This window comes from Pseudomonas pisciculturae (assembly GCF_015461805.1).
Taxonomy (GTDB): Bacteria; Pseudomonadota; Gammaproteobacteria; order Pseudomonadales; family Pseudomonadaceae; genus Aquipseudomonas; species Aquipseudomonas pisciculturae.
In genome coordinates this window covers 356,198-376,126 of the sequence record NZ_JACVZE010000003.1, presented here as the reverse complement: position 1 = coordinate 376,126, position 19,929 = coordinate 356,198, and the positions used below count along the sequence as shown (strand labels likewise).

Sequence of the window (19,929 nt, the reverse complement as noted above, 5' to 3'; positions counted from 1 at the left end):
TTTCCGTGCCCGCCGCTGGGGTAGCATCGCCCCCCAAATCTACACGTCACGGGGGGACTCATGATCAACAGGTATTGTTCGGCATTGCTGCTTGGCGCGGTCGTATGGCTTGGTGCCGCCTCGGCGAGCGCCGGGGCACTGGACGATGCCGTGGCGCGTGGCACGCTGAGAGTCGGTACCACGCCGACCTACGTGCCCTTCGAAATGACGGACAAGCGGGGGCGCATCATCGGCTTTGAAGTCGACCTTTTGCGGGTGATGAGTCGCGCGCTGGGGGTGGAGTTGGAGCTCGTTGCGGTGCCCTATACCGAGCTGCTGGCCGGTTTGACGGCGAACAAGTTCGACCTGATCGGCAGCGGCATGACGGTAACGCAAGAGCGCAACCTCAAGCTGAATTTCAGCGATTCATTTATGGTGGTCGGCCAGACCGCGTTGCTGCACCCCAGCCTGGCCGGGATGGTCGCCAGCATCGAAGACCTGGACAACGCAGGCTACAGGGTCGCCACCATCGAAGGCACCACTGGCCAGGTGGCAGCACAGCGCTTTTTGGGGGCTGCTCGGCTGAGCAGCTTTGCCACGCCGGAAGAAGGAATACGACAGGTGGCGGCGGGCCAGGTCGACGCTTTTGTTCATGACGCCCCCTACAACCTGATCGCCGCGAGCCGGCCGGAAAACAGTGCATTGCTGGCGCTGGAGCAGCCTTTCACCTATGAGCCGCTGGCCTTTGGGTTAAGAAAAGGCGATTACGACAGCCTCAACTGGATCAACCACTTTCTCAGCCAGATTGCCCAGGACGGCACCTACGATCGGCTGCATGACAAGTGGTTCAAAGACACCGCCTGGATGGCGGAAATGGACTGAAATTCATAACTTCTTACACATCAGTTGATCCGTAGGGCGCCTCACGCACGTGTCTACGGCTGCTGTTTGCCGCGCAATTGTGGGGCTTTTCCGACATACGCCGATAACAAATACCCGTGAAACCTTTGTGACGGGCAACGAGTGGGTTAGGATCGCACCCCGAAATGGTGCAGCCCTTTTGCGCGCCGAACTCATAAGAATCGTTCAGGGGACTTGATGATGAAAAAGTATCTTTCGATGCTGCTTTTAGGCGTCACTGCGCTGGTCGCGGCCAATGCGGCCCAGGCCGGTGCCATTGATGATGCGGTCAAGCGCGGCACGCTGAAAGTCGGCATGGACCCGACCTACATGCCGTTCGAAATGACAGACAAGCGTGGCGAAATCATCGGCTTTGAAGTCGACATCCTCAAGGCCATGGCCAAGTCCATGGGCGTGAAGCTGGAACTGGTGTCTACCGGTTACGACGGCATCATCCCGGCCTTCCTCACCGGCAAGTTCGACATGATCGGCAGCGGCATGACCCTGACCCAGGAACGCAACCTGCGCCTGAACTTCAGCGAACCCTTCATCGTGGTCGGCCAGACCTTGCTGATCCGCAAGGACCTGGAAGGCACCATCAAGTCCTACAAAGACCTGAACGATGAGAAATATCGCCTGACCTCCAAGCTGGGCACCACCGGTGAGATGGTCGCCAAGAAGCTGATCTCCAAGGCCAAGTACCATGGTTACGACAACGAGCAGGAAGGCGTGCTGGACGTGGTCAACGGCAAGGCCGATGCCTTTGTGTATGACGCGCCGTACAACGTGGTTGCCGAGAAAAAAGTCGGTAACGGCAAGCTGGTGTTCCTCGACGAACCCTTCACCTTCGAGCCTCTGGCGTTTGGCCTGAAAAAAGGCGATTACGACAGCATCAATTTCATCAATAACTTCCTGCACCAGATCCGTAACGACGGCACTTACGGTCGCATCCATGACAAGTGGTTCAAGAGCTCCGAGTGGCTCAAGGATATGGAATAAGGCTTTAGACCGCGTTGCCTGTATCGCAGGCAAGCCAGCTCCCACATTTGACGGTGTTCACAAATCAAAATGTGGGAGCGGGCTTGCCCGCGATGACGGCCTGCCAGGCAATACACATCCCGGAAAGTGAAATGAAACAGAAAAAAGCCCAATGGCCCTGGCACCTGCTGACCGTAGTCGTGCTGGTCGGCTTGGCCGGCGCCTTGTACTACGCCACCTCGCTGATGTCTTACGAGTGGCGCTGGAACCGCGTACCGCAGTATTTCGCCTACCAGGCTGAAGAGTCCCAGCGTGCCGCCGACATCTCCACCGTTATTGAGTTGGTGCGCAAAGGCGATGTCGCTGAAGTGACCCTGCGCAATGACGCAGGCGTTGAGCAAAAGCTCACCGTGGCAGACAACAGCCTGCAAGTGGCGCGCGGCGACGATGTGGCCGAAGGCGACGTGGTGGGTGTGACCCGGCATTGGGCGTTGGGGCCGTTGATGTGGGGCTTGTGGACCACGCTGTGGCTGTCGGTGGTGTCGGGCATCCTGGGCCTGGTGATCGGCTTGGCGACGGGCTTGTGCCGCTTGTCCAGCAACCCGACGCTTCGGGACCTGTCGACGATCTATGTCGAGCTGGTGCGCGGCACGCCGCTGCTGGTGCAGATCTTCATTTTCTATTTCTTTATCGGCACGGTACTCAACCTGTCCCGGGAGTTTGCCGGGATCGCCGCGCTGTCGTTGTTCACGGGCGCCTATGTGGCGGAGATCGTGCGCGCGGGTGTGCAATCCATCACCCGTGGCCAGAACGAAGCGGCCCGGTCCCTGGGCTTGAGCGCCAGCCAGTCGATGCGTCACGTGGTGCTGCCGCAGGCGTTCAAGCGCGTGCTGCCGCCGCTGGCCGGGCAATTTATCAGCCTGGTCAAAGACACCTCGCTGGTCTCGGTAATTGCGATTACCGAGCTGCTAAAAAGCGGTCGCGAAGTGATCACCACCTCGTTCTCGCCGTTTGAAATCCTGTTCTGCGTTGCAGGCTTGTACCTGCTGATCAACCTGCCGCTGTCGAAAATGGCCAGCCGGCTTGAGCGGAGGCTCGCACAAAGTGATTGAAGTCCGCGATCTGGTAAAAGTCTTCGACACCCGCGGCCATGTGGTACGGGCGGTCGACCATGTCACCACTCAGGTGGCCAAGGGCGAAGTGTTGGTGGTGATCGGCCCGTCGGGCTCGGGTAAATCCACCTTTCTGCGCTGCCTCAACGGCCTGGAAGAGTTTGATGAAGGCTCGGTTAGCATCGACGGCCTGCAACTGGCCGACCCGAAGACCGATGTGAATGCCTACCGCCGCGAAGTCGGCATGGTGTTCCAGCACTTCAACCTGTTCCCCCACATGACCGTGCTGGAAAACCTCTGCCTGGCGCAAAAAGTCGTGCGCAAGCGCGGCAAGAAAGAGCGCGAAGCCAAGGCCCTGGCCTTGCTGGAAAAGGTCGGCATCGCCCAGAAAGCCAACGAGTTTCCCTCTCGCCTCTCCGGTGGCCAGCAGCAGCGGGTAGCGATTGCCCGCGCCCTGGCGATGGAGCCCAAGGTGATGCTGTTTGACGAGCCCACCTCGGCGCTGGACCCGGAAATGGTCGGCGAAGTGCTGGACGTGATGAAAACCCTGGCCCTGGAAGGCATGACCATGGTTTGCGTCACCCACGAAATGGGCTTTGCCCGTGAAGTGGCCGACCGGGTGCTGTTCTTCGATCACGGTAAATTGTTGGAAGACGCGGCCCCAGCCCAGTTCTTCGATGCGCCGAAAGACCCTCGGGCCCAGGCCTTCTTGCGCCAGGTGTTGTAGGGCCAGCGAGGGCGGTCATACCTTGAACTGCCCCACGCACTGCTGCAAATCGGTGCCCAGTCTTGCCAGTTCGATGCTCGCCGTCGCCGTCTGTTCACTGGCGGCGGCGGTCTGCTCCGAGGCATCGCGAACTTTCAATACGCTGCGATTGATCTCTTCGGCCACCGCACTTTGCTCTTCGGCGGCTGCGGCAATCTGCGGGTTCATTTCCTGGATGACCATCACTGTGCGAGCGATTTCGCTCAGGGCGTCCCCGGCGTTGCGTGCCAAGCCGACGCTGTTGTCGGTCAGCGTGCGGCTATGGTCCAAGATGTCGGCGACCTGTTGCGTGCCGTTGTGCAGGCCTCCAATCAAGCCTTCGATTTCCTCGGCGGACTGCTGGGTTCTTAGAGCAAGGCTGCGCACCTCATCGGCGACGACCGCGAACCCTTGGCCAGCCTCGCCGGCCCGTGCCGCCTCTATCGCGGCGTTGAGCGCCAGCAGATTGGTCTGCTGCGACACGGACTTGATCACATCCAGCACGCTGCCGATTTTCTGGCTTTCCTGTTGCAGCGCCAGCATGGCTTGGCTTGAGCGTGCCATCTCTTGGGCGAGGTGCTCAATTTGCGCCACGACATCCGCCACGACCTGATCGCCCAGGTCAGTCTGGTGGTGGGCCTGGCCGGCGGCAATTGAAGCCTGCTCGGCGTGGCGTGCAACTTCCTGGGCGGTGGCCAGCATCTGATTCATGGCGGCGGCCACCTGCTCGGTTTCCGCTCGCTGATTATTCACACCCGCACGGGTTTGCTCGGTGACGGCGGAAAGCTCCTCTGCGGAACTGGCGATTTGCCGTGCGTTATCGCTGATATTGCCAATCAGCCCACGCAGGTTCAGGGTCATCTGACTCATGCTGCGTTGCAGCTGCCCCAACTCATCACGGCGGTCGGTCTGCATTTCGTGGCTCAGATCGCCCTCGGCAATGCGATTGGCGACTGAGAGCGCATTGCGCAGTGGTTTCACTATTTGCCCCGCGATCACCCAGGCCGCCAGAGCGCCCAAAAGCAATGCCGCAGCGGTCACGCCGAGGGTCTGATTGCGGGCGCGCTCGGCTTCAAGGTCGCGTCGCTCAGTTTGATCCTGGCTCAACAGGTCGCTCTGTGCGAGTAACTGGTCCAACTGCTGCGCTAACTGGTCTTGCGATTTTTCGGTCGTAAGCTGTGCTTCCTTGAGTCGTGTCAGGCGGGAGCGGATATCCAACACAGCATTTTTCAGCGCAGCGCTATCGACAGGCAGCTTCGCAACAGCCGCGTGGGCGAGCTCCAGGTTGCGCTCTGCGTCGCTTACGGCCTGTGCGTAAACCTCTAGCGAGCTGGCCGCCCAAGGAGGGCTTTGGGCACGATCCTCCGCCTGTTCTATGGCTTGGCGCAGGTTTTCGACGGCATCGAGGGCTTTTTCATCTTCTTGATCAGGTAGATCACTGGCCAGTTGCGCCAGTACGTCGCCCGTCCGTGCGGAGCTCTGTTTCAGTTCTTCGCGGGTGTTTTGGCGTGCCTGAACCAACGTGGGCATGTCCTTGAGTGTGGTTTCAAACGATGCGCCAATACGGGCCATCTTTTGCAGATACTCAAGGGGTTTGGGTGCTTTGAGTCGGCTGGAAAGAACCTTCAGGTACCCATCGATTTTCCCCAAGCTCACGCTCAACTTATCGAGGCTCGTGGCATCGTCAAGCGTGCGGTAGAGGATTCTATCGGTCCGCGACTCCTCGCCAGCGACTGCCAGTTGCGCGAGCACGGTCAGTGTTTGCGAGCGGTATAGGGAAGCCGCGAGGGCTTGCCAGCCGGTCACGGCAATGACGAGGCTCAGGGCCAGTATCAAGGAAAAACCCAGGGCCAGTTTGAGGGAGACACTGGCATCACCCAGCAGGTGAGTCATTCGACCGAGCATGATTAACCTCCGACAAGCGAATAGCGCATGTAGTCGTCGTGCAGCGCACCGCAGGTGTGCGAGTGCAGTGACGTGACTTGAACGCTAGCGCTTTTGGCGGTCGGGTGAGGCTGATAAGCGTGTAGGAAATTTCACAGAGTGAAAGCGGCGACCCAGGACAGGTCGCCGCGGGTGAGGTGCGTCAGACCCTGAAGCGGCCAACCAGTCCTTGCAGGTGTGTGCCCAGGCGCGCCAGTTCCGTACTCGACGCGGCGGTCTCTTCGCTGGCGGCAGCCGTCTGTTCCGATACATCGCGCACATTCAGCACGCTACGGTTAATCTCCTCGGCCACCGCGCTTTGTTGTTCGGCGGCCGTGGCGATCTGCGAGTTCATCGCCTGGATGGTCGACACCGTGCGGGTGATATTGCCCAGCGCGGCGCCGGCGCGGCGAGTGAGTTCGACACTGCTGTCGGTCAGGCCGCGGCTGTTGTCCATGATGGTTGCCACCTGCTGGGTACCGCTTTGCAGGCCAACAATGAGTTCTTCGATCTCTTCGGTAGACTTCTGGGTACGCTGGGCCAGGCTACGGACCTCATCGGCGACCACTGCGAAGCCACGTCCGGCTTCACCAGCCCGTGCCGCTTCAATCGCTGCGTTGAGCGCCAACAGGTTGGTCTGCTGGGCCACCGACTTGATCACGTCCAGTACGCTGCCGATCTTGTCGCTCTCGCGTTTGAGATCGCCCATGGCGACTGTGGAGTTGCCGACCTCGGTAGCCAGGCGCTCAATCTGTGCGATGGCTTCACCCACCACCTTGTCGCCTTCACGGGCCTGCTGGTCAGCGGCCACGGCAGCTTCGGACGCTTCTTCAGCGTTGCGCGCCACTTCCTGCACCGTCGCGGCCATCTCGTTCATGGCGGTGGCGACCTGGTCGGTTTCGACTTTTTGGCTGTTCACGCCGGCACTGGTTTGCTCAGTCACGGCCGACAGTTGCTCGGCGGCGCTGGCGATCTGGGTGACGCCATCGCTGATGCCGCCGATCAGCTCGCGAAGGCCCACGGTCATGCTCTGCATGGCCCGTTGCAGCTGGCCCAGCTCGTCCTGGCGCGTGGAGTTCAGGTTGTGGCTCAGGTCGCCTGAGGCGACGCGCTCGGCCACCTGCAAGGTCTGGTTCAGCGGAATGATGATCTGGCGGGTAATCGCCCAGGCCGCTACCAGGCCGAAGATCAGCGCAAGTACGGTGGCCATCATCAGCAGTTGTTTGGCATGCGCGGCGTCGGCATCGCGCACCACGGTTTGGGAAACCGTCAGTTTATCGCTGTGGCTCAGTAGGAGGTCGCCCTGGGCGGCCATGGATTTGAGCGCGGCGGCGCTGGCCGATTGCGAGTCGCGGTATTGGCTGACGGCTGCGCGGTAGGCTTGCAGCGAGACGCTGGCTTGTTGCAGGTTGATTGAATATTGATCAGGTATCTGGCCGTTGAGGCTGGTGATCTTTTTCAAGGCATTGTCGATGGCATCCAGTGCGGGCTGCTCGGCCTCGACCTTGCCGCTGTAGGTGTAGCCGCGTACCTGGAAGCGAGCTTGTTGGATCAGTTTGCTCAGCTCCACCACGCTATTGAACTGAACGACGCTATCGCCTTGCAGCAGAGACTTTTCAATCTCGTTGATCTTGGCCACCGCGTTGTCTGCGGTATCGCCCAACTTGCTGCGGGCGTCTTCACGGTGGGCGGCGGCCTGCACCATGGTGCTGAACGCACGCTTGTACTGGTCTACCGCCGCCAGTTGGTCGTCGATCAGGGCAATGTCGGCGGGTTGTTCGATCAGGCTGCTGGCCGTCTTCAAGCCGCTGTCGAGCTTGTTCAGCAGGTCGCTGACAGCATTGGGGCCTTGTTCGCCACGGCGCATTTCGTAGTCGAGGCGGGCGATGCGCAGATCTTTGCTCAGCGCATTGAGGCTGGAGATATACCCCAGTTTGTCGCCGCGACTGATCACATCCCCCAGGCCGGTCCAGCCGGTGAAGGTGATCATCAGCGTGAGCAGTAATACCAGGCCAAAACCGACACCCAGCTTGGATTTGACGCTGACATTCCCCAACTTTTCGGCTAACCAACGGTACATGCTGCAAACTCCCCTGGAACAAGGCTTGGACTTATTCCAGGGTTATCGGCCGTGTAGGTCTCTTCTGTAGGGAAGGGACTAAATGTGGGAGGGGGCAAGGGGTTAGAACAGGCGGGCGAGCAGGGCGGTGACGGCGGTTTCAACCCGCAGGATGCGCGCGCCCAGTTGTACCGGTTGCATGCCAGCCTTGGTCAGCAGGTCGACTTCATAGGGGATCCAGCCACCTTCGGGGCCAATCGCCAGGGTGACCGGTTCATCCAGCCCTCGCGGGCATGACGGGTAGTCGCCGGGGTGACCGATCAGCCCCAGAGTGCCTTCGACCATCGCCGGCAGGCGGTCCTCGACAAACGGTTTGAAGCGCTTCTCGATAATGATCTCGGGCAGCACCGTGTCCCGCGCCTGTTCCAGGCCGAGGATCAGTTGCTCGCGCACGGCCTCAGGCTCCAGGAACGGGGTTTGCCAGAAGCTTTTCTCGACCCGATAGCTGTTGACCAGCACCACCTTGGGCACGCCCATCGCGGCCACAGTCTGCAGCACACGACGAAGCATTTTCGGGCGGGGTAGGGCCAGTAGCAGGGTCAAGGGCAGTTTGGCCGGCGGTGGTTGGTCGAAGCTTACTTGCAGCTCGGCCTCGCCTGCGTCCAGGCGCAGCAACTGGGCGCTGCCCATCAGCCCGCCAATACGGCCGACCCGCAGGTTGTCACCGACGGCGGCGCGGTGGACTTCCTGCATGTGCACCAAGCGCCGGTCACGCAGCACCACGCGGTCGGCCGCGATGAAGTCGGCCTCTTCGAGCAGCAGCAGGTTCACGGCTGGGTCGCTGGCGGCTGGTCGTCGTCGGTTTGGTCATCCGGGTGTTCGCCGCGCTTGCTGATCAGGCCGCTGAACAGGATGCCGATCTCGAACAGCATCCACATCGGCACGGCCAGCAAGGTCTGCGAGAAGATGTCCGGTGGCGTGAGGATCATGCCGACCACAAAGCAGCCGATGATCACGTACGGGCGGATCTTCTTCAGGTACGCCACGTTGACCACGCCGATCCACACCAGCAGCACCACGGCCACCGGGATTTCGAAGGCCACGCCAAAGGCGAAGAACAGCGTCATCACGAAGTCGAGGTAGCTGGTGATGTCGGTCATCATTTCCACGCCGGCCGGGGTGGCGGCGGCGAAGAACTTGAAGATCAGCGGGAACACCAGGAAGTACGCAAACGCCATCCCTGTGTAGAACAGCAAAATGCTGGATACCAGCAGCGGCACCGCAATGCGCTTCTCGTGCTTGTACAGCCCCGGCGCGATAAAACCCCAGATCTGATGCAGGATCACCGGGATCGCCAGGAACAGCGACACCATCATGGTCAGCTTCAGCGGCGTCAGGAACGGCGACGACACATCGGTGGCGATCATCGTCGCGCCGGCCGGCAGGTACTGGCGCAAAGGCGTGGAGACGAAGGTGTAGATCTGCTGGGTAAAGGCGAACAACCCGGCAAAGATGATGAAGATCGCCGCTACGCACCGCAGCAGGCGGGTACGCAACTCGGTGAGGTGCGAGACCAGCGGCATATGCTGGTCGTTTTCCGGTTTATCAGCGCTCATGGGGCTCGCGGCGGCAAAGTAGGGTCATGGGGAGCCGGCGGCGCAACGGGCGCCGGTGCTGGCTCGGTGGGCGCGACGGGGGTGGCTTCGGCGACGGGCGCAGGTGCGATGCTGTGCTCGGGCACCGGCGTAACCGGCTTTTCCGGTTCTTGCACCGGCGACAGAATCTTCCGGGCTTCCTGCTCCAACGACAGAATGTGTTCGTTGTGCAGTTGCCGACGGATCTCGTCGGCACCGATTTCCCGTTCAACTTCCTGTTTGATGGCGTTGAAACTGCGTTTCAGGCGCCCGATCCACAGGCCGGCCGTGCGTGCTGCCCCGGGCAGGCGTTCCGGCCCCAGTACCAGCAAGGCCACGAGGCCGACGAGCAGCAGTTCAGAGAAGCTGATACCAAACATTATTCAGTGCTCACGAGTCTTTGCGGGTCGGCTCTTCGACTTTTTCAGCCTGCACGTCGAAGGTACGACGTTCGGTGATCGGCTGCGCGGCCTGCGGGTGCACCGGCTGAGCCGGTGGCACTGGGTTGGCAGCAGGGTCGGCCGGCTTCTCGTCGTCGTTCATGGCTTTACGAAAGCCCTTGATCGATTCGCCGACGTCAGTGCCCAGGTTCTTGAGTTTCTTGGTGCCAAATACCAGTACCACGACCACCAGAATGACGATCCAGTGTTTCCAGTCAAAAATGCCCATGCTGCCAATCCTCAGTAAAAGTTATTCAGGTCGTTGGGCGCGAAGCCTTTTCGGCATGCCCGGACAAGCCAAAACGCCGGTCCAGTTCATCCAGCACTGACTGTGGATGCTGCCCCAGTTGGGCGAGCATGACCAGGCTGTGGAACCAAAGGTCTGCGGTTTCGTAGATCACGTCGCTGCAGTCGCCGCTGATTTGCGCGTCCTTGGCGGCGATGATCGTCTCAACGGATTCTTCGCCGAGCTTTTCCAGAATCTTGTTCAGGCCCTTGTGGTAAAGGCTGGCGACATAGGAGCTGTCGGCGTCTGCGCCTTTGCGCTCTTCCAGCACCTGGGCCACACGGTTGAGGGTATCGCTCATGTCTAGTGTCCTGCCGAGTAAATGGCGTGCGGGTCCTTGAGTACGGGCTCCACGATTTTCCACTCGCCGTTCTCGAACACGCGATAGAAGCAGCTGTGACGGCCGGTGTGGCAGGCGATGCCACCGATCTGCTCAACCTTGAGGATCACCACGTCGGCGTCGCAGTCCAGACGCAGCTCGTGAAGGGTCTGCACGTGGCCGGACTCTTCGCCCTTGCGCCACAGTTTGCCACGCGAACGTGACCAGTAAATGGCGCGCTGCTCAGCGGCAGTCAGGCTCAGGGCCTCGCGGTTCATCCAGGCCATCATCAGCACGCGCCCGGTCTTGTAGTCCTGGGCAATGGCCGGCACCAGGCCGTCACTGTCCCATTTGATCTCGTCCAGCCAGTCTTTCATGTTCGGCTCCGGCAAATTGCGACAGTGTATAACCGGATTGGCTATCGACGCACGATCAGATAAATACCCACGGCGACCATGATGCCAGCCGGCCAGTGGCCTAGTTGATTCAATGGTCCGCCAATCGCCAGCATTACACCGCCGACCAGATGTGCGGCGCCCAGCAATCGCAGGAACCAATCATCCTTGCGCTTTTGCCACGGCGGCGCGGGGTCTTTGGCATGGGGTTGGGACATGCGCTCCAGCAAATCGCGGGTCATGTTGGCCAGGTGCGGCAGTTGCTCCATCTGGCTGTGCAGGTTGCCCAGCACGGTTTTCGGGCTCATGCGCTCGCGCATCCAGCGTTCGAGGAACGGTTGCGCGGTGTTCCACAAATCGAGGTCGGGGTACAGCTGACGGCCCAGGCCTTCGATGTTCAGCAAGGTTTTCTGCAAGAGGACAAGCTGCGGCTGCACTTCCATGTTGAAGCGTCGTGCGGTCTGGAACAGGCGCATCAGCACCTGGCCGAAGGAAATATCTTTTAACGGTTTTTCGAAGATCGGCTCGCACACCGTACGGATCGCCGCTTCGAACTCGTTGAGCTTGGTCTCGGCCGGCACCCAGCCCGAATCGATGTGCAACTGCGCCACACGGCGATAGTCGCGCTTGAAGAAGGCAAACAGGTTGCGCGCCAGATAGTCCTGGTCTTCCGGGGTCAGGCTGCCGACGATGCCGCAGTCGATCGCAATGTACTGCGGGCTCCACGGGGTCACGGTGCTGACGAAGATGTTGCCCGGGTGCATGTCGGCGTGGAAGAAGCTGTCGCGAAATACCTGGGTGAAGAAGATCTCTACACCGCGCTCGGCGAGCATCTTCATGTCGGTGCGCTGGTCGGCCAGGGTGGCGAGGTCGGTGACCTGCACACCGTAGATGCGCTCCATCACCAGCACTTTCGGGCGGCACCAGTCCCAATACACTTGCGGCACGTACAGCAGGGGCGAGCCTTCGAAGTTGCGTCTGAGCTGGCTGGAGTTGGCGGCTTCGCGCAACAGGTCGAGTTCGTCGTAGATGGTTTTTTCGTAGTCGGCGACCACGTCCACCGGGTGCAGCAACCGTGCATCGGCGCTGAAGCGCTCGGCGGCGCGGGCGAGGATGAACAGCCACGCCAGGTCCTGGCCGATGATTGGCTTGAGGCCGGGGCGAATGACCTTCACTACCACTTCTTCGCCGGTCTTGAGTTGCGCCGCGTGAACTTGCGCAACCGAGGCCGAAGCCAGCGGTTCGACATCGAAGCGGCTGAACACCTCGCTGATCTTTTTACCCAGCTGTTCTTCGATGAGCTTCATCGACAGCTGCGGATCGAACGGTGGCACGCGGTCTTGCAAGAGCATCAGCTCGTCGGCAATGTCTTCGGGCAACAGGTCGCGGCGCGTGGACAGGATCTGCCCGAACTTGATGAAGATCGGCCCCAGGTCCTGCAGCGCCAGGCGCAGGCGCGCGCCACGGTTGAGCTCCAGCTTTTTACGCGGGAACCAACGCCATGGCAGCACATAGCGTACCGCCAGCAAGAACCAGGGCAGCGGCAGGGCAAACAGCAGGTCATCGAGTTGGTAGCGGATTACGACGCGCTGGATACGAAACAAACGGCGGACGGCGAGCAGCTTCATGCGTTATCGCTTGGATCAAGGGAACGGCTCAGGCGCTCGAAGCGTGCCTCAAGGCGTTCCAGGTCGATTTTGGCCTTGTCGAGTTCACGAAAGCGCGCTTGCGCTTCCCGTTGTCCGACCAGGGTGCGCGATTCTTCGCTCAGGTATTCGGCGAGGTTCTGGTTGAGGCTGGCGAAGCCTTGCTGGTACCAACGCGAGCGGCTGCGCAGGTGCCCGCTGATCAACTGAGTGGCCACCGGGCCGACCCAACGTGACAGCTCGTATTCCCAATCCAGTTCCAGGTCTTGCAGTACGGCGGCGAGGTCCATCAACACTGAACTGTCGCCTTCGAGCTCCACTTCGGCACTGTGCAGGATCGCCGTCTTGTTGCGGCTCAGAGCCAGGTGCAACAGGCTTGAGGCCGGTGCACGCAGGGTGCAATCGGCTTCGGCGGCCCATTCGCTGGCGAGCAGCAGGCCTTCATCGCTGGGCAGGATGAACAGCTGTAAGGCAGGGCTGCGGCAGTCGACGGCAATGATCTTGCCGTTGAGGTGCGCGAGCCGCGCCAGGGCCGTGCTGTCCAGGCGCAGCACACGGTTGAGGCCGTGCTCAACGCTGGCGAGAAGGCCGGCGAGCAACATCAGGGCTTGATGCCGCGGTGCAGGGCGACGATGCCGGAGGTCATGTTGTGGTAGGTCACGCGGTCGAAACCGGCGTCTACCATCATCGACTTCAGGGTTTCCTGGTCGGGGTGCATGCGGATCGATTCGGCCAGGTAGCGGTAGCTCTCGGCGTCATTGGTGATCAGCTTGCCCATCAACGGCATGAAGGCGAAGGAGTAGGTGTCGTAGACCTTGGACATGATGGCGTTGGTCGGCTTGGAGAACTCCAGCACCAACAGGCGGCCACCCGGCTTGAGCACGCGCAGCATGGAACGGATCGCGTCTTCCTTGTGGGTGACGTTGCGCAGGCCGAAGGCGATGGTTACACAGTCGAAATGGTTGTCGGGGAACGGCAGCTTTTCAGCGTCGGCCTGGACGAACTCGATATTGCCGGCCACGCCTTTATCCAGCAGGCGGTCGCGACCGACCTTGAGCATGGAGCCGTTGATATCCGCCAGCACGACTTGGCCGGTGGGGCCGACGAGCTTGGAGAACTTGGCCGCCAGGTCGCCCGTGCCGCCGGCGATGTCGAGCACGCGGTTGCCGGTGCGTACGCCCGACAACTCGATGGTGAAGCGCTTCCACAGGCGGTGCATGCCACCCGAGAGCACGTCGTTCATCAGGTCGTACTTGGCCGCGACGGAGTGGAACACCTCAGCGACTTTTTCAGCCTTTTGGCTTTCCGGGACGTTCTTGAAGCCGAAGTGAGTGGTGGGTTCGGCATCGCTGCCTTTGCGCTGATCAGTCATATCGCTGTCACCAAAAGAGAATGCGGCACATGATAATCCCCAAGGCCTGCTTTGTCTTGGCAAGGCTGAAGGTAAGATGGGCGGCCACCGAGACCTTTTGCCGCATCGAAGGTATCCAAACCGCTATAAAGAGGAGTCATTGCAATGGCCCGTATAACCGTTGAGCGTGCACATTCCCTGGGTAAAGAAGGCGCGCGGGCAAAGGCCGATAAGTTGGCGCAAAAGCTTAAGGAGCAATATGGTCTGGAGCCGTCGTGGTCTGGCGATACCTTGAACCTCAAGCGTTCGGGGGTTAAAGGCACCGTACTAGTGGCCGATGATTCGCTGCGCATTGATGTGGAATTGGGGCTGTTGATGTCGGCCATGAGTGGCACCATCAAGTCTGAAATCGAGAAAGCTCTGGATAAGGCGTTGGCCTGATTAACCTGCTCTTAGGGTGCCGATTCTAATTTTTCAACCTACTTTGTGCCCAAGCCCTCAACTCCTGCGGGCCGTTCCTCCACCCTATTCTGCGTGAGGTGCACCATGGCCAAAGTTATCTTGAAGAAAAAAATCGACGCCCCAACCACTGCCCTGAGTGACGTTAAATCCTACGCCCGCAAGATTTGGCTGGCCGGCCTCGGTGCCTACGCCAAGGTCGGAAGCGAGGGCAGCGAGTACTTCAAGGATCTCGTTAAAGCTGGTCAACATGTTGAAAGTAAAGGTAAAAAAGTTGCAGTTGAACAACTTGAGGCCGCCAACAGTCAGATTGACCAAGTAAAGAGTAATGTCTCCTCCGTCAAAGGCCTGGTAGAAGTTCAGCTGGATAAAGTTGAAAAAGCTTTTGATACTCGTGTTGCCAGTGCCTTGAATCGAATCGGCATTGCGTCTAAACATGACGTTGAGACACTCTCTGCTAAGCTCGAAGAGCTGACGACATTGCTAGAACGTGTCGCGCGTAAACACTAAGGAGACATCGGGATGGCTGTTAAAAAGACTACTCAGAAAGAAGGCAGCTCGTGGGTCGGGGAAGTTGAAAAATATTCCCGTAAGATCTGGCTTGCTGGTTTAGGCGTGTACTCGAAGGTTAGCAGTGACGGCGGTAAATACTTCGAGACTTTGGTCAAGGACGGCGAGAAGGCCGAGAAGTTGACCAAAACCACAGTGGGTAAAAAAGTTGAAGCGGCCAAGGCAACTGCCGGTTCCGCCAAGTCGAGCATTTCTGACACCTGGGGCAAGTTGGAAGAGACTTTCGACAAGCGCCTCAACAGTGCCATCTCGCGACTGGGCGTGCCTAGCAAAGCAGAGCTGAAGACGCTGCACAGCAAGGTCGATACCCTGACCAAGCAAATCGAGAAACTCACCGGCGCTAAAGTGGCTCCCGTGAAAACGGCCGCAGCAAAACCTGTTGCCAAACCCGCGGCTAAAACCGCAGCGGCCAAACCGGCTGCCAAGGCCGCGGCCAAGCCCTTGGTAAAAGCGGCTGCCAAGCCAGTAGCCAAAGCTGCGGCAAAAGCTGGCGCTAAACCGGCTGCCAAGCCTGCGGCTAAAACCGCAGCGGCCAAACCGGCCGTCAAGGCCGCAGCCAAGCCCTTGGTAAAAGCGGCTGCCAAGCCAGCAGCCAAACCTGCGACAAAAGCTGCTGCCAAACCTGCGGCTAAAACCGCCGCAGCGAAACCTGCTACCAAGCCGGTTGCTGCTAAACCCGCTGCTAAACCGGCAGTGCCCAAGGCAGCAGTAAAACCCGCCGTCAAGAAGCCAGTGGCCGTTAAAAAGCCCGCTGCGCCGAAGCCTGCTGCGGTAGCCAAAACCGCCGTTGCCCCCACCGCTTCAACAGCCAACTCGGTGACACCGCCGACGCCTGCTGCTTCCCCGACTGCATCGCCGGTAACGCCGACGTCCTCCAGTCAGTCCTGATTTTTTCGGGGCACAAAAAACGCCCGGCCTGTGAAGGTCGGGCGTTTTTTTGTGTGCTCGTAATGTGTGGCTTAGTTGTAAGTAATCGAAACCGTCACGGCACTGACCAGAGTGCCTTGGGTAACGGCGGCGCCAGTCTTGTGATATTCCACGGTGAGTGGCAGCACGGCCTTGCTGGCGCTGGTGGCAATCGTGCGGCTACGCTGGGCAGCCGTACCGTTGGCCGGGATGGTGTAAAGAGGTGTGGCGCGGTGTTTCAGCCAAAGGGCAGTGCCTCCTGACGACCCTGTGTTGGCAAACAGCGCGGGGTTTCCGGCGGAGGCAGTACCTGCGAACAGAAATGTGACATTGCGAATATCCGATTCGCAGTCGGCAGAAATCTCGAAGTTCAAAGCGCCTGTATAGGGTAGTGCCCCAAAGTCTGAAATTTTAATAGTTGGCAGTGTAACGGTGCGGTTCACATCGCCTGAAGCTAGATTGCATGTGCCAGCATTGACCTGTCCTCTAAACTGCAAAGTTCCTGTGGTGGCGGCGTGGGCTGTATTGACCACCAAGCTTGCGGTGATTGCCAACAGCAGTGGCATTGCTTGAACTTTCATCCGGTACTCCTCAGGGTTTAGTTATAGGTAATGTTCACGGTAGCGGTACTGACGAGCGTGCCTTGGCTGACGGTGCCGTTTCGGTGATAGGCAACGCTGAGCGGCAAGATTGCGCGATTACTGGAAACACCAACTTGGCGGGTACTATTGGGAGCAATAGTCGCCGCATGGCCGCGTGTAGACAGCCACAAACCGATGCCGCTGGCAGTGCCCGTATTGGCAAAGAGCGCGCTGTTTCCGGGGGCGGGGGTGCCGGTAAAGCGGAAGGTGACGTTGGCTGCATTGGTGCAGTTGGCTGTCAGATCGAAGTTGTGTGTGCCCGCGTAGACGGCGTCTCTTAAAGCACTGACTTTGATGGTGGGCAGCGTAATGGTGCGGTTGACGTCGCCAGCGGCCAGGTCGCACGTGGCGGCTGGCCTGACGAAGCGTACCGAGTTGTTGATGTTCAGCCGAAAATGTCCCACTGGGGGGCCGGCATTGCGCAAGTTGTAGTAGAAGATGTTACCTGCTGGTACTACCCCGTCTGTCACTGGCCCGGTTTTGACGAAGATCGCCTCGGCATTCGTGAAAATGGGGTGTCTTCCAACAGGCAGTGTTGTTTGGCCACTGGTGAACGCATAGGCATTGGTCGATGGGCGGGCGTCGGTGATTCTGATAACAATTCCAACGCCCGGCGCTTCGGTGCGCCAGGTGCCGGGTGGGGTTGGATTCAGCATTCCGCTGTAACGGCCATAAACCGTTGCGATGGTGGTAGTTGGGCAATTCATGAACCGACCAGGAACAACGCCACTGAAGGGCTGCCGGATGATTTCAGCGCCCAAAGGAAGGCTGTCGGGTACGGTAATGGTGGCTGGCAAAGTGAGGCCATGCTCAGAGTTCATGTAACTATCACACGCCGCTTGAACAACGCCCGGCAGACCAAGCGTGAGCAGTGTTGAAAGGAGTTTGATGGAGTGTTTCATCTTCAATCCTTATTTGTTTCGCAAGTGCCTGCGTTCAGGTTGCGCAAACGTTGAGGGGCATCAGCCGTCGATTCCTGCGTCAGGCTGTACTGCAATTGGCAAGATGCGTTGGCAGCGGCTCCCCACTTGACGGTCAATAGCCCTTGCTCACGCGGCACGCGTACAAACGCTTTCCCGCCCTGGCCGACAATTCCGACACTGGCCCCGTCTTCATCAAAAACATCCGACCCAAACGGCAGCGGGTTACCGTCCGCGAGCCGTGCCGTAATCAGCACGGCCTGGCCGCTGACGGTCTCAAATTGCAACTTCACCACTGAGCCTGCGCGAGGGGCGACGTTTTGCGCGGCGGTCTTGAGTTCCACGTCGACGGAAAGATCCTTGGGGTCCAGCTCGACGACGTTTTGGCGGTATGGGCTCAGATGAGGCACTACCGCGAAGCCGCTTTTCCCAACCTGGGCGCTGTGGTTGCCATTGATCCGAGCGCCTTGAGCCGCGGGCGCTTCGACGATACCGATGGTATCGCCCAGCTCCGGGGCGAAGGTCACGCCGCCGGCGTGGGCGACGATGCCGCCGGTAATGCCAAGTGATGTCGAGCGGTAAGCGTTGCTTTGGCCGTAGCCGGCCGATAGCACACCATGGCTGGCCTGGTATTTCATGTCGGCGCTGGTGGCGGTGCCGCTGCCGTGGGTGCGACTGGCGCCCACGCCGTAGCTGAATTCGCTGCGCTCGCCCAGGCTGCCGCCCAGGTTCAGGCGTTCGCCGCTGCTCTGGTCGCCGCGGTAGGCCGTAGTGGTCAGGGTAGGTGACCGTGGGCTGCTGCCGAGTGGGAGGCTTAAGGTCAGGTCCACTTGCTTGTCGACCCGGTCACTCAGCAGGTCACGCGTTTGCTGTGCGCTGACGGTGTAGTGGATGCCATTCCAGGAATTGCTGTAACCGGCGGTAAAGGTCAGATTGCCACTCGTACGGTTCCAATAGTTTTGCGACGAGCCGGTCAGGTACACCGCACCATTGCCCACGCTCTGGTTGAGGCTGATGTCCATCCTGTCGCGCACACGTGACAGGCTGTCGAGGCTAAGCCCATCGATAGCGTGGTCGCGAACCCTTGCTGCATCGCCAGCCGTCAGGAAGCCTTCGGTAGAGTATCGGTACGCACCGAGAGCGAAGTGTGTTCCGGTATCCGCAAAGTTTTTGCTGTAGCGAAACTGCAGACTTTGCCCGTCACGGGAGCCGTGCCCCGGCAGGTTGGCGCTGGAGTTGGTCAGGTCGAAAGAGAGTGCACCCAACGGGGTGTTGAACGCCGCGCCCAGCAACTGCGAACGGTAGTCGTCGCCGATCATCGTGCCGGTGTAGCCCGTCAGCAGGTTGCTGAGGCCATGCTGGTAAGTCGCTTGCATCATTGTGGGGGGATGGCGCAGGCCAATTTCATCCAGTTGGCCGACACTCAATGAGTAACGGCTACTGCCGGGGCGTAACAGGTTAGCGTTGGCGGCGAACGGTACGATGAACTCACGCTGGCGCCCATCCGCCTCGGTGACCGTGACGTTCAGGTCGCCGCCATAGCCGGTGGGGAATAAATCGTTAAGCACGAACGGGCCAGGCGCTACGGACACTTCTTCCAGCAATACGCCGCGCTGGCGTACGGTCACTCGGGCGTTGGTCTCGGCGATACCGCGTACCACGGGTGCGAAACCGTTCTGGGAGTCCGGTAGCATCCGGTCGTCGCTGAACAGGCTGGCGCCTCGCAGGCGTACGCTGTCGAACAGCTCGCCGGGGGTGTAGATCTCGCCCACCATCAGTTGGGATTTTAGTGTGCTCAGGTCACGCTGCACGTAGGTGGCGCTACTTTGATAGCCAGCGGCGGTGTCGGTCTGGCTGTAGCTGCCATTGTGGCGCCAGTGCCAATCGCCCAGGTTTAGCCCGGTGTTGAGGCCCAGGTAATGAGAGCCGATTGAGCGCCCGTTCGTTCGTGTAGAAAACGTATTGGCGTTATAGCGCACAAAGGCGGCGTCGACTCCGCCATCCCAATGGCGAGGGTCGACGTAGCCCCGCACTTTGCGCGCCAGGAATATTTGCGGAACCTGTAGGTCCAGGCGGTTTTCGCCAGAGTCGAATTGGCTGCTGGCGCCAGGCAGGTAGGTCGAGATGTCTGCGCAGCTTTCAAACGGCGCTGGCGCGGCGTTGCCGGCTGCTACCGATTGCTGTTCGACCGCATCCAGGTCAATACCAAACCTGAGCAGTGCTTCGCGTTCCAGGCACAATTGGGCCGTTTTCTGGCCTTCAATCGCTGTGAAGGACAATGTTTCACGCCCAATCCACTGGCCGTTGAGGTGAACGTCGGTTCGGTAGCTACCGGGCAGCACAACGTTGCCTTGGTTGAATTTTGAAATATCAACCTGTAAACCGCCTCCGCCATCGGGAAAGAAAGCCGGGTTGAACTGGACATTTTCTACTGCATGGACGCCCATGGCGTGAGTGCCGCTCAACAACAACAAGCTACGTGCCATGAGTGTCAGACGATGGCGTTTCAGGGCCCCATTTCTAACCCTGTCGGGGGTGTTCAAACTCATGTTTACCGTTCCCAGAAATAGGTACTGTCCGAATGGCGGCATGCAGAGCCCCTGCCCCGAAAGTGGGCATCTACCAAACGTGTGCGATCGCGAAAATTGATAGGTTCAACCTGCTTG

21 protein-coding genes and 1 pseudogene are annotated in these 19,929 nt (G+C 59.8%); 7 read left to right on the top strand and 15 right to left on the bottom strand.

Annotated features, from left to right (window positions below):
• Positions 1 to 60: 60 nt before the first annotated feature.
• From ICY20_RS10710 to ICY20_RS10695, 4 genes are all read left to right on the top strand, one after another.
• Positions 61 to 861, top strand: a complete 801-nt coding sequence (locus ICY20_RS10710) for a transporter substrate-binding domain-containing protein (protein ID WP_159960273.1) — start codon at positions 61 to 63, stop codon at positions 859 to 861.
• 219 nt (positions 862 to 1,080) lie between these two features.
• Positions 1,081 to 1,878: a transporter substrate-binding domain-containing protein gene (locus ICY20_RS10705; protein WP_194937451.1), complete on the top strand. Its 798-nt coding sequence runs from the start codon at positions 1,081 to 1,083 to the stop codon at positions 1,876 to 1,878.
• Between the two features lie 131 nt (positions 1,879 to 2,009).
• The gene (locus ICY20_RS10700; RefSeq protein WP_122485612.1) at positions 2,010 to 2,969 is read left to right on the top strand and encodes an amino acid ABC transporter permease; all 960 of its coding nucleotides are present in this window, start codon (positions 2,010 to 2,012) and stop codon (positions 2,967 to 2,969) included.
• A complete protein-coding gene (locus ICY20_RS10695; protein ID WP_159960271.1) occupies positions 2,962 to 3,696 on the top strand; it encodes an amino acid ABC transporter ATP-binding protein in 735 nt (244 codons plus the stop codon). The genes ICY20_RS10700 and ICY20_RS10695 overlap by 8 nt, the downstream gene beginning before the upstream one ends.
• Before the next feature lie 15 nt (positions 3,697 to 3,711).
• Here the strand turns inward: ICY20_RS10695 and ICY20_RS10690 are convergent, their stop codons facing one another.
• The 12 genes and pseudogenes from ICY20_RS10690 to ubiE form a co-directional block, all read right to left on the bottom strand.
• Entirely contained in the window at positions 3,712 to 5,619 is a 1,908-nt protein-coding gene (locus tag ICY20_RS10690; protein ID WP_194937450.1) for a methyl-accepting chemotaxis protein, read from the bottom strand.
• Positions 5,620 to 5,800: 181 nt separating this feature from the next.
• Positions 5,801 to 6,514 carry a methyl-accepting chemotaxis protein gene (locus ICY20_RS28415; RefSeq protein ID WP_407692621.1) on the bottom strand — a complete coding sequence of 238 codons (714 nt, stop codon included), beginning with the start codon at positions 6,512 to 6,514 and terminating at the stop codon, positions 5,801 to 5,803.
• Between the two features lie 144 nt (positions 6,515 to 6,658).
• Positions 6,659 to 7,627, bottom strand: a pseudogene (locus tag ICY20_RS28410) (methyl-accepting chemotaxis protein); the annotation flags it as partial.
• A 192-nt stretch (positions 7,628 to 7,819) separates the two neighbouring features.
• Positions 7,820 to 8,527: a 16S rRNA (uracil(1498)-N(3))-methyltransferase gene (locus ICY20_RS10680; RefSeq protein ID WP_159960265.1), complete on the bottom strand. Its 708-nt coding sequence runs from the start codon at positions 8,525 to 8,527 to the stop codon at positions 7,820 to 7,822.
• Entirely contained in the window at positions 8,524 to 9,312 is a 789-nt protein-coding gene (gene tatC / locus ICY20_RS10675) for a twin-arginine translocase subunit TatC (RefSeq protein WP_068933827.1), read from the bottom strand. The genes ICY20_RS10680 and tatC overlap by 4 nt, the downstream gene beginning before the upstream one ends.
• Entirely contained in the window at positions 9,309 to 9,710 is a 402-nt protein-coding gene (gene tatB, locus ICY20_RS10670) for a Sec-independent protein translocase protein TatB (protein ID WP_194937448.1), read from the bottom strand. The genes tatC and tatB overlap by 4 nt, the downstream gene beginning before the upstream one ends.
• 10 nt (positions 9,711 to 9,720) lie before the next feature.
• Positions 9,721 to 9,999 (bottom strand): twin-arginine translocase TatA/TatE family subunit, encoded by a 279-nt coding sequence (locus tag ICY20_RS10665; protein WP_017738835.1) that lies wholly within the window; start codon positions 9,997 to 9,999, stop codon positions 9,721 to 9,723.
• Positions 10,000 to 10,024: 25 nt separating this feature from the next.
• Complete coding sequence (locus ICY20_RS10660) at positions 10,025 to 10,357, bottom strand: phosphoribosyl-ATP diphosphatase (protein WP_159960259.1); 333 nt, start codon at positions 10,355 to 10,357, stop codon at positions 10,025 to 10,027.
• Positions 10,358 to 10,359: 2 nt separating this feature from the next.
• Positions 10,360 to 10,752: a phosphoribosyl-AMP cyclohydrolase gene (gene hisI, locus ICY20_RS10655; RefSeq protein WP_135310692.1), complete on the bottom strand. Its 393-nt coding sequence runs from the start codon at positions 10,750 to 10,752 to the stop codon at positions 10,360 to 10,362.
• Positions 10,753 to 10,793: 41 nt separating this feature from the next.
• A complete protein-coding gene (gene ubiB, locus ICY20_RS10650) occupies positions 10,794 to 12,398 on the bottom strand; it encodes a ubiquinone biosynthesis regulatory protein kinase UbiB (protein WP_194937447.1) in 1,605 nt (534 codons plus the stop codon).
• Positions 12,395 to 13,018: a ubiquinone biosynthesis accessory factor UbiJ gene (locus ICY20_RS10645; RefSeq protein WP_159960257.1), complete on the bottom strand. Its 624-nt coding sequence runs from the start codon at positions 13,016 to 13,018 to the stop codon at positions 12,395 to 12,397. The genes ubiB and ICY20_RS10645 overlap by 4 nt, the downstream gene beginning before the upstream one ends.
• Entirely contained in the window at positions 13,018 to 13,788 is a 771-nt protein-coding gene (gene ubiE, locus ICY20_RS10640) for a bifunctional demethylmenaquinone methyltransferase/2-methoxy-6-polyprenyl-1,4-benzoquinol methylase UbiE (RefSeq protein ID WP_159960255.1), read from the bottom strand. The genes ICY20_RS10645 and ubiE overlap by 1 nt, the downstream gene beginning before the upstream one ends.
• Positions 13,789 to 13,932: 144 nt before the next feature.
• Between ubiE and ICY20_RS10635 the strand changes: the two genes are divergently transcribed.
• From ICY20_RS10635 to ICY20_RS10625, 3 genes are all read left to right on the top strand, one after another.
• Positions 13,933 to 14,208 (top strand): polyhydroxyalkanoic acid system family protein, encoded by a 276-nt coding sequence (locus ICY20_RS10635; protein WP_116627463.1) that lies wholly within the window; start codon positions 13,933 to 13,935, stop codon positions 14,206 to 14,208.
• Between the two features lie 105 nt (positions 14,209 to 14,313).
• Positions 14,314 to 14,736 carry a phasin family protein gene (locus tag ICY20_RS10630; RefSeq protein WP_159960253.1) on the top strand — a complete coding sequence of 141 codons (423 nt, stop codon included), beginning with the start codon at positions 14,314 to 14,316 and terminating at the stop codon, positions 14,734 to 14,736.
• A gap of 12 nt (positions 14,737 to 14,748) precedes the next feature.
• Entirely contained in the window at positions 14,749 to 15,684 is a 936-nt protein-coding gene (locus ICY20_RS10625; protein WP_194937446.1) for a phasin family protein, read from the top strand.
• Between the two features lie 71 nt (positions 15,685 to 15,755).
• Here ICY20_RS10625 and ICY20_RS10620 read toward each other — a convergent pair whose 3' ends face one another.
• The 3 genes from ICY20_RS10620 to ICY20_RS10610 are packed head-to-tail and all read right to left on the bottom strand — an operon-like array spanning position 15,756 to position 19,812.
• Positions 15,756 to 16,283, bottom strand: a complete 528-nt coding sequence (locus ICY20_RS10620) for a fimbrial protein (RefSeq protein ID WP_194937445.1) — start codon at positions 16,281 to 16,283, stop codon at positions 15,756 to 15,758.
• 17 nt (positions 16,284 to 16,300) lie between these two features.
• The gene (locus ICY20_RS10615) at positions 16,301 to 17,245 is read right to left on the bottom strand and encodes a fimbrial protein (RefSeq protein WP_159960247.1); all 945 of its coding nucleotides are present in this window, start codon (positions 17,243 to 17,245) and stop codon (positions 16,301 to 16,303) included.
• 2 nt (positions 17,246 to 17,247) lie between these two features.
• Positions 17,248 to 19,812, bottom strand: a complete 2,565-nt coding sequence (locus ICY20_RS10610) for a fimbria/pilus outer membrane usher protein (RefSeq protein WP_194937444.1) — start codon at positions 19,810 to 19,812, stop codon at positions 17,248 to 17,250.
• Positions 19,813 to 19,929: the final 117 nt, after the last annotated feature.

What these genes read in the sequence shown, in the direction of transcription:
- ICY20_RS10710 (WP_159960273.1), top strand. Translation starts at nt 61, where the DNA reads ATGATCAACAGGTATTGTTCGGCATTGCTGCTTGGCGCGGTCGTATGG.
- ICY20_RS10705 (WP_194937451.1), top strand. Translation starts at nt 1,081, where the DNA reads ATGAAAAAGTATCTTTCGATGCTGCTTTTAGGCGTCACTGCGCTGGTC.
- ICY20_RS10700 (WP_122485612.1), top strand. Translation starts at nt 2,010, where the DNA reads ATGAAACAGAAAAAAGCCCAATGGCCCTGGCACCTGCTGACCGTAGTC.
- ICY20_RS10690 (WP_194937450.1), bottom strand. Translation starts at nt 5,619, where the DNA reads ATGCTCGGTCGAATGACTCACCTGCTGGGTGATGCCAGTGTCTCCCTC.
- ICY20_RS28415 (WP_407692621.1), bottom strand. Translation starts at nt 6,514, where the DNA reads ATGAACGAGATGGCCGCGACGGTGCAGGAAGTGGCGCGCAACGCTGAA.
- tatC (WP_068933827.1), bottom strand. Translation starts at nt 9,312, where the DNA reads ATGAGCGCTGATAAACCGGAAAACGACCAGCATATGCCGCTGGTCTCG.
- tatB (WP_194937448.1), bottom strand. Translation starts at nt 9,710, where the DNA reads ATGTTTGGTATCAGCTTCTCTGAACTGCTGCTCGTCGGCCTCGTGGCC.
- ICY20_RS10665 (WP_017738835.1), bottom strand. Translation starts at nt 9,999, where the DNA reads ATGGGCATTTTTGACTGGAAACACTGGATCGTCATTCTGGTGGTCGTG.
- ICY20_RS10660 (WP_159960259.1), bottom strand. Translation starts at nt 10,357, where the DNA reads ATGAGCGATACCCTCAACCGTGTGGCCCAGGTGCTGGAAGAGCGCAAA.
- hisI (WP_135310692.1), bottom strand. Translation starts at nt 10,752, where the DNA reads ATGAAAGACTGGCTGGACGAGATCAAATGGGACAGTGACGGCCTGGTG.
- ubiB (WP_194937447.1), bottom strand. Translation starts at nt 12,398, where the DNA reads ATGAAGCTGCTCGCCGTCCGCCGTTTGTTTCGTATCCAGCGCGTCGTA.
- ICY20_RS10645 (WP_159960257.1), bottom strand. Translation starts at nt 13,018, where the DNA reads ATGTTGCTCGCCGGCCTTCTCGCCAGCGTTGAGCACGGCCTCAACCGT.
- ubiE (WP_159960255.1), bottom strand. Translation starts at nt 13,788, where the DNA reads ATGACTGATCAGCGCAAAGGCAGCGATGCCGAACCCACCACTCACTTC.
- ICY20_RS10635 (WP_116627463.1), top strand. Translation starts at nt 13,933, where the DNA reads ATGGCCCGTATAACCGTTGAGCGTGCACATTCCCTGGGTAAAGAAGGC.
- ICY20_RS10630 (WP_159960253.1), top strand. Translation starts at nt 14,314, where the DNA reads ATGGCCAAAGTTATCTTGAAGAAAAAAATCGACGCCCCAACCACTGCC.
- ICY20_RS10625 (WP_194937446.1), top strand. Translation starts at nt 14,749, where the DNA reads ATGGCTGTTAAAAAGACTACTCAGAAAGAAGGCAGCTCGTGGGTCGGG.
- ICY20_RS10620 (WP_194937445.1), bottom strand. Translation starts at nt 16,283, where the DNA reads ATGAAAGTTCAAGCAATGCCACTGCTGTTGGCAATCACCGCAAGCTTG.
- ICY20_RS10615 (WP_159960247.1), bottom strand. Translation starts at nt 17,245, where the DNA reads ATGAAACACTCCATCAAACTCCTTTCAACACTGCTCACGCTTGGTCTG.
- ICY20_RS10610 (WP_194937444.1), bottom strand. Translation starts at nt 19,812, where the DNA reads ATGAGTTTGAACACCCCCGACAGGGTTAGAAATGGGGCCCTGAAACGC.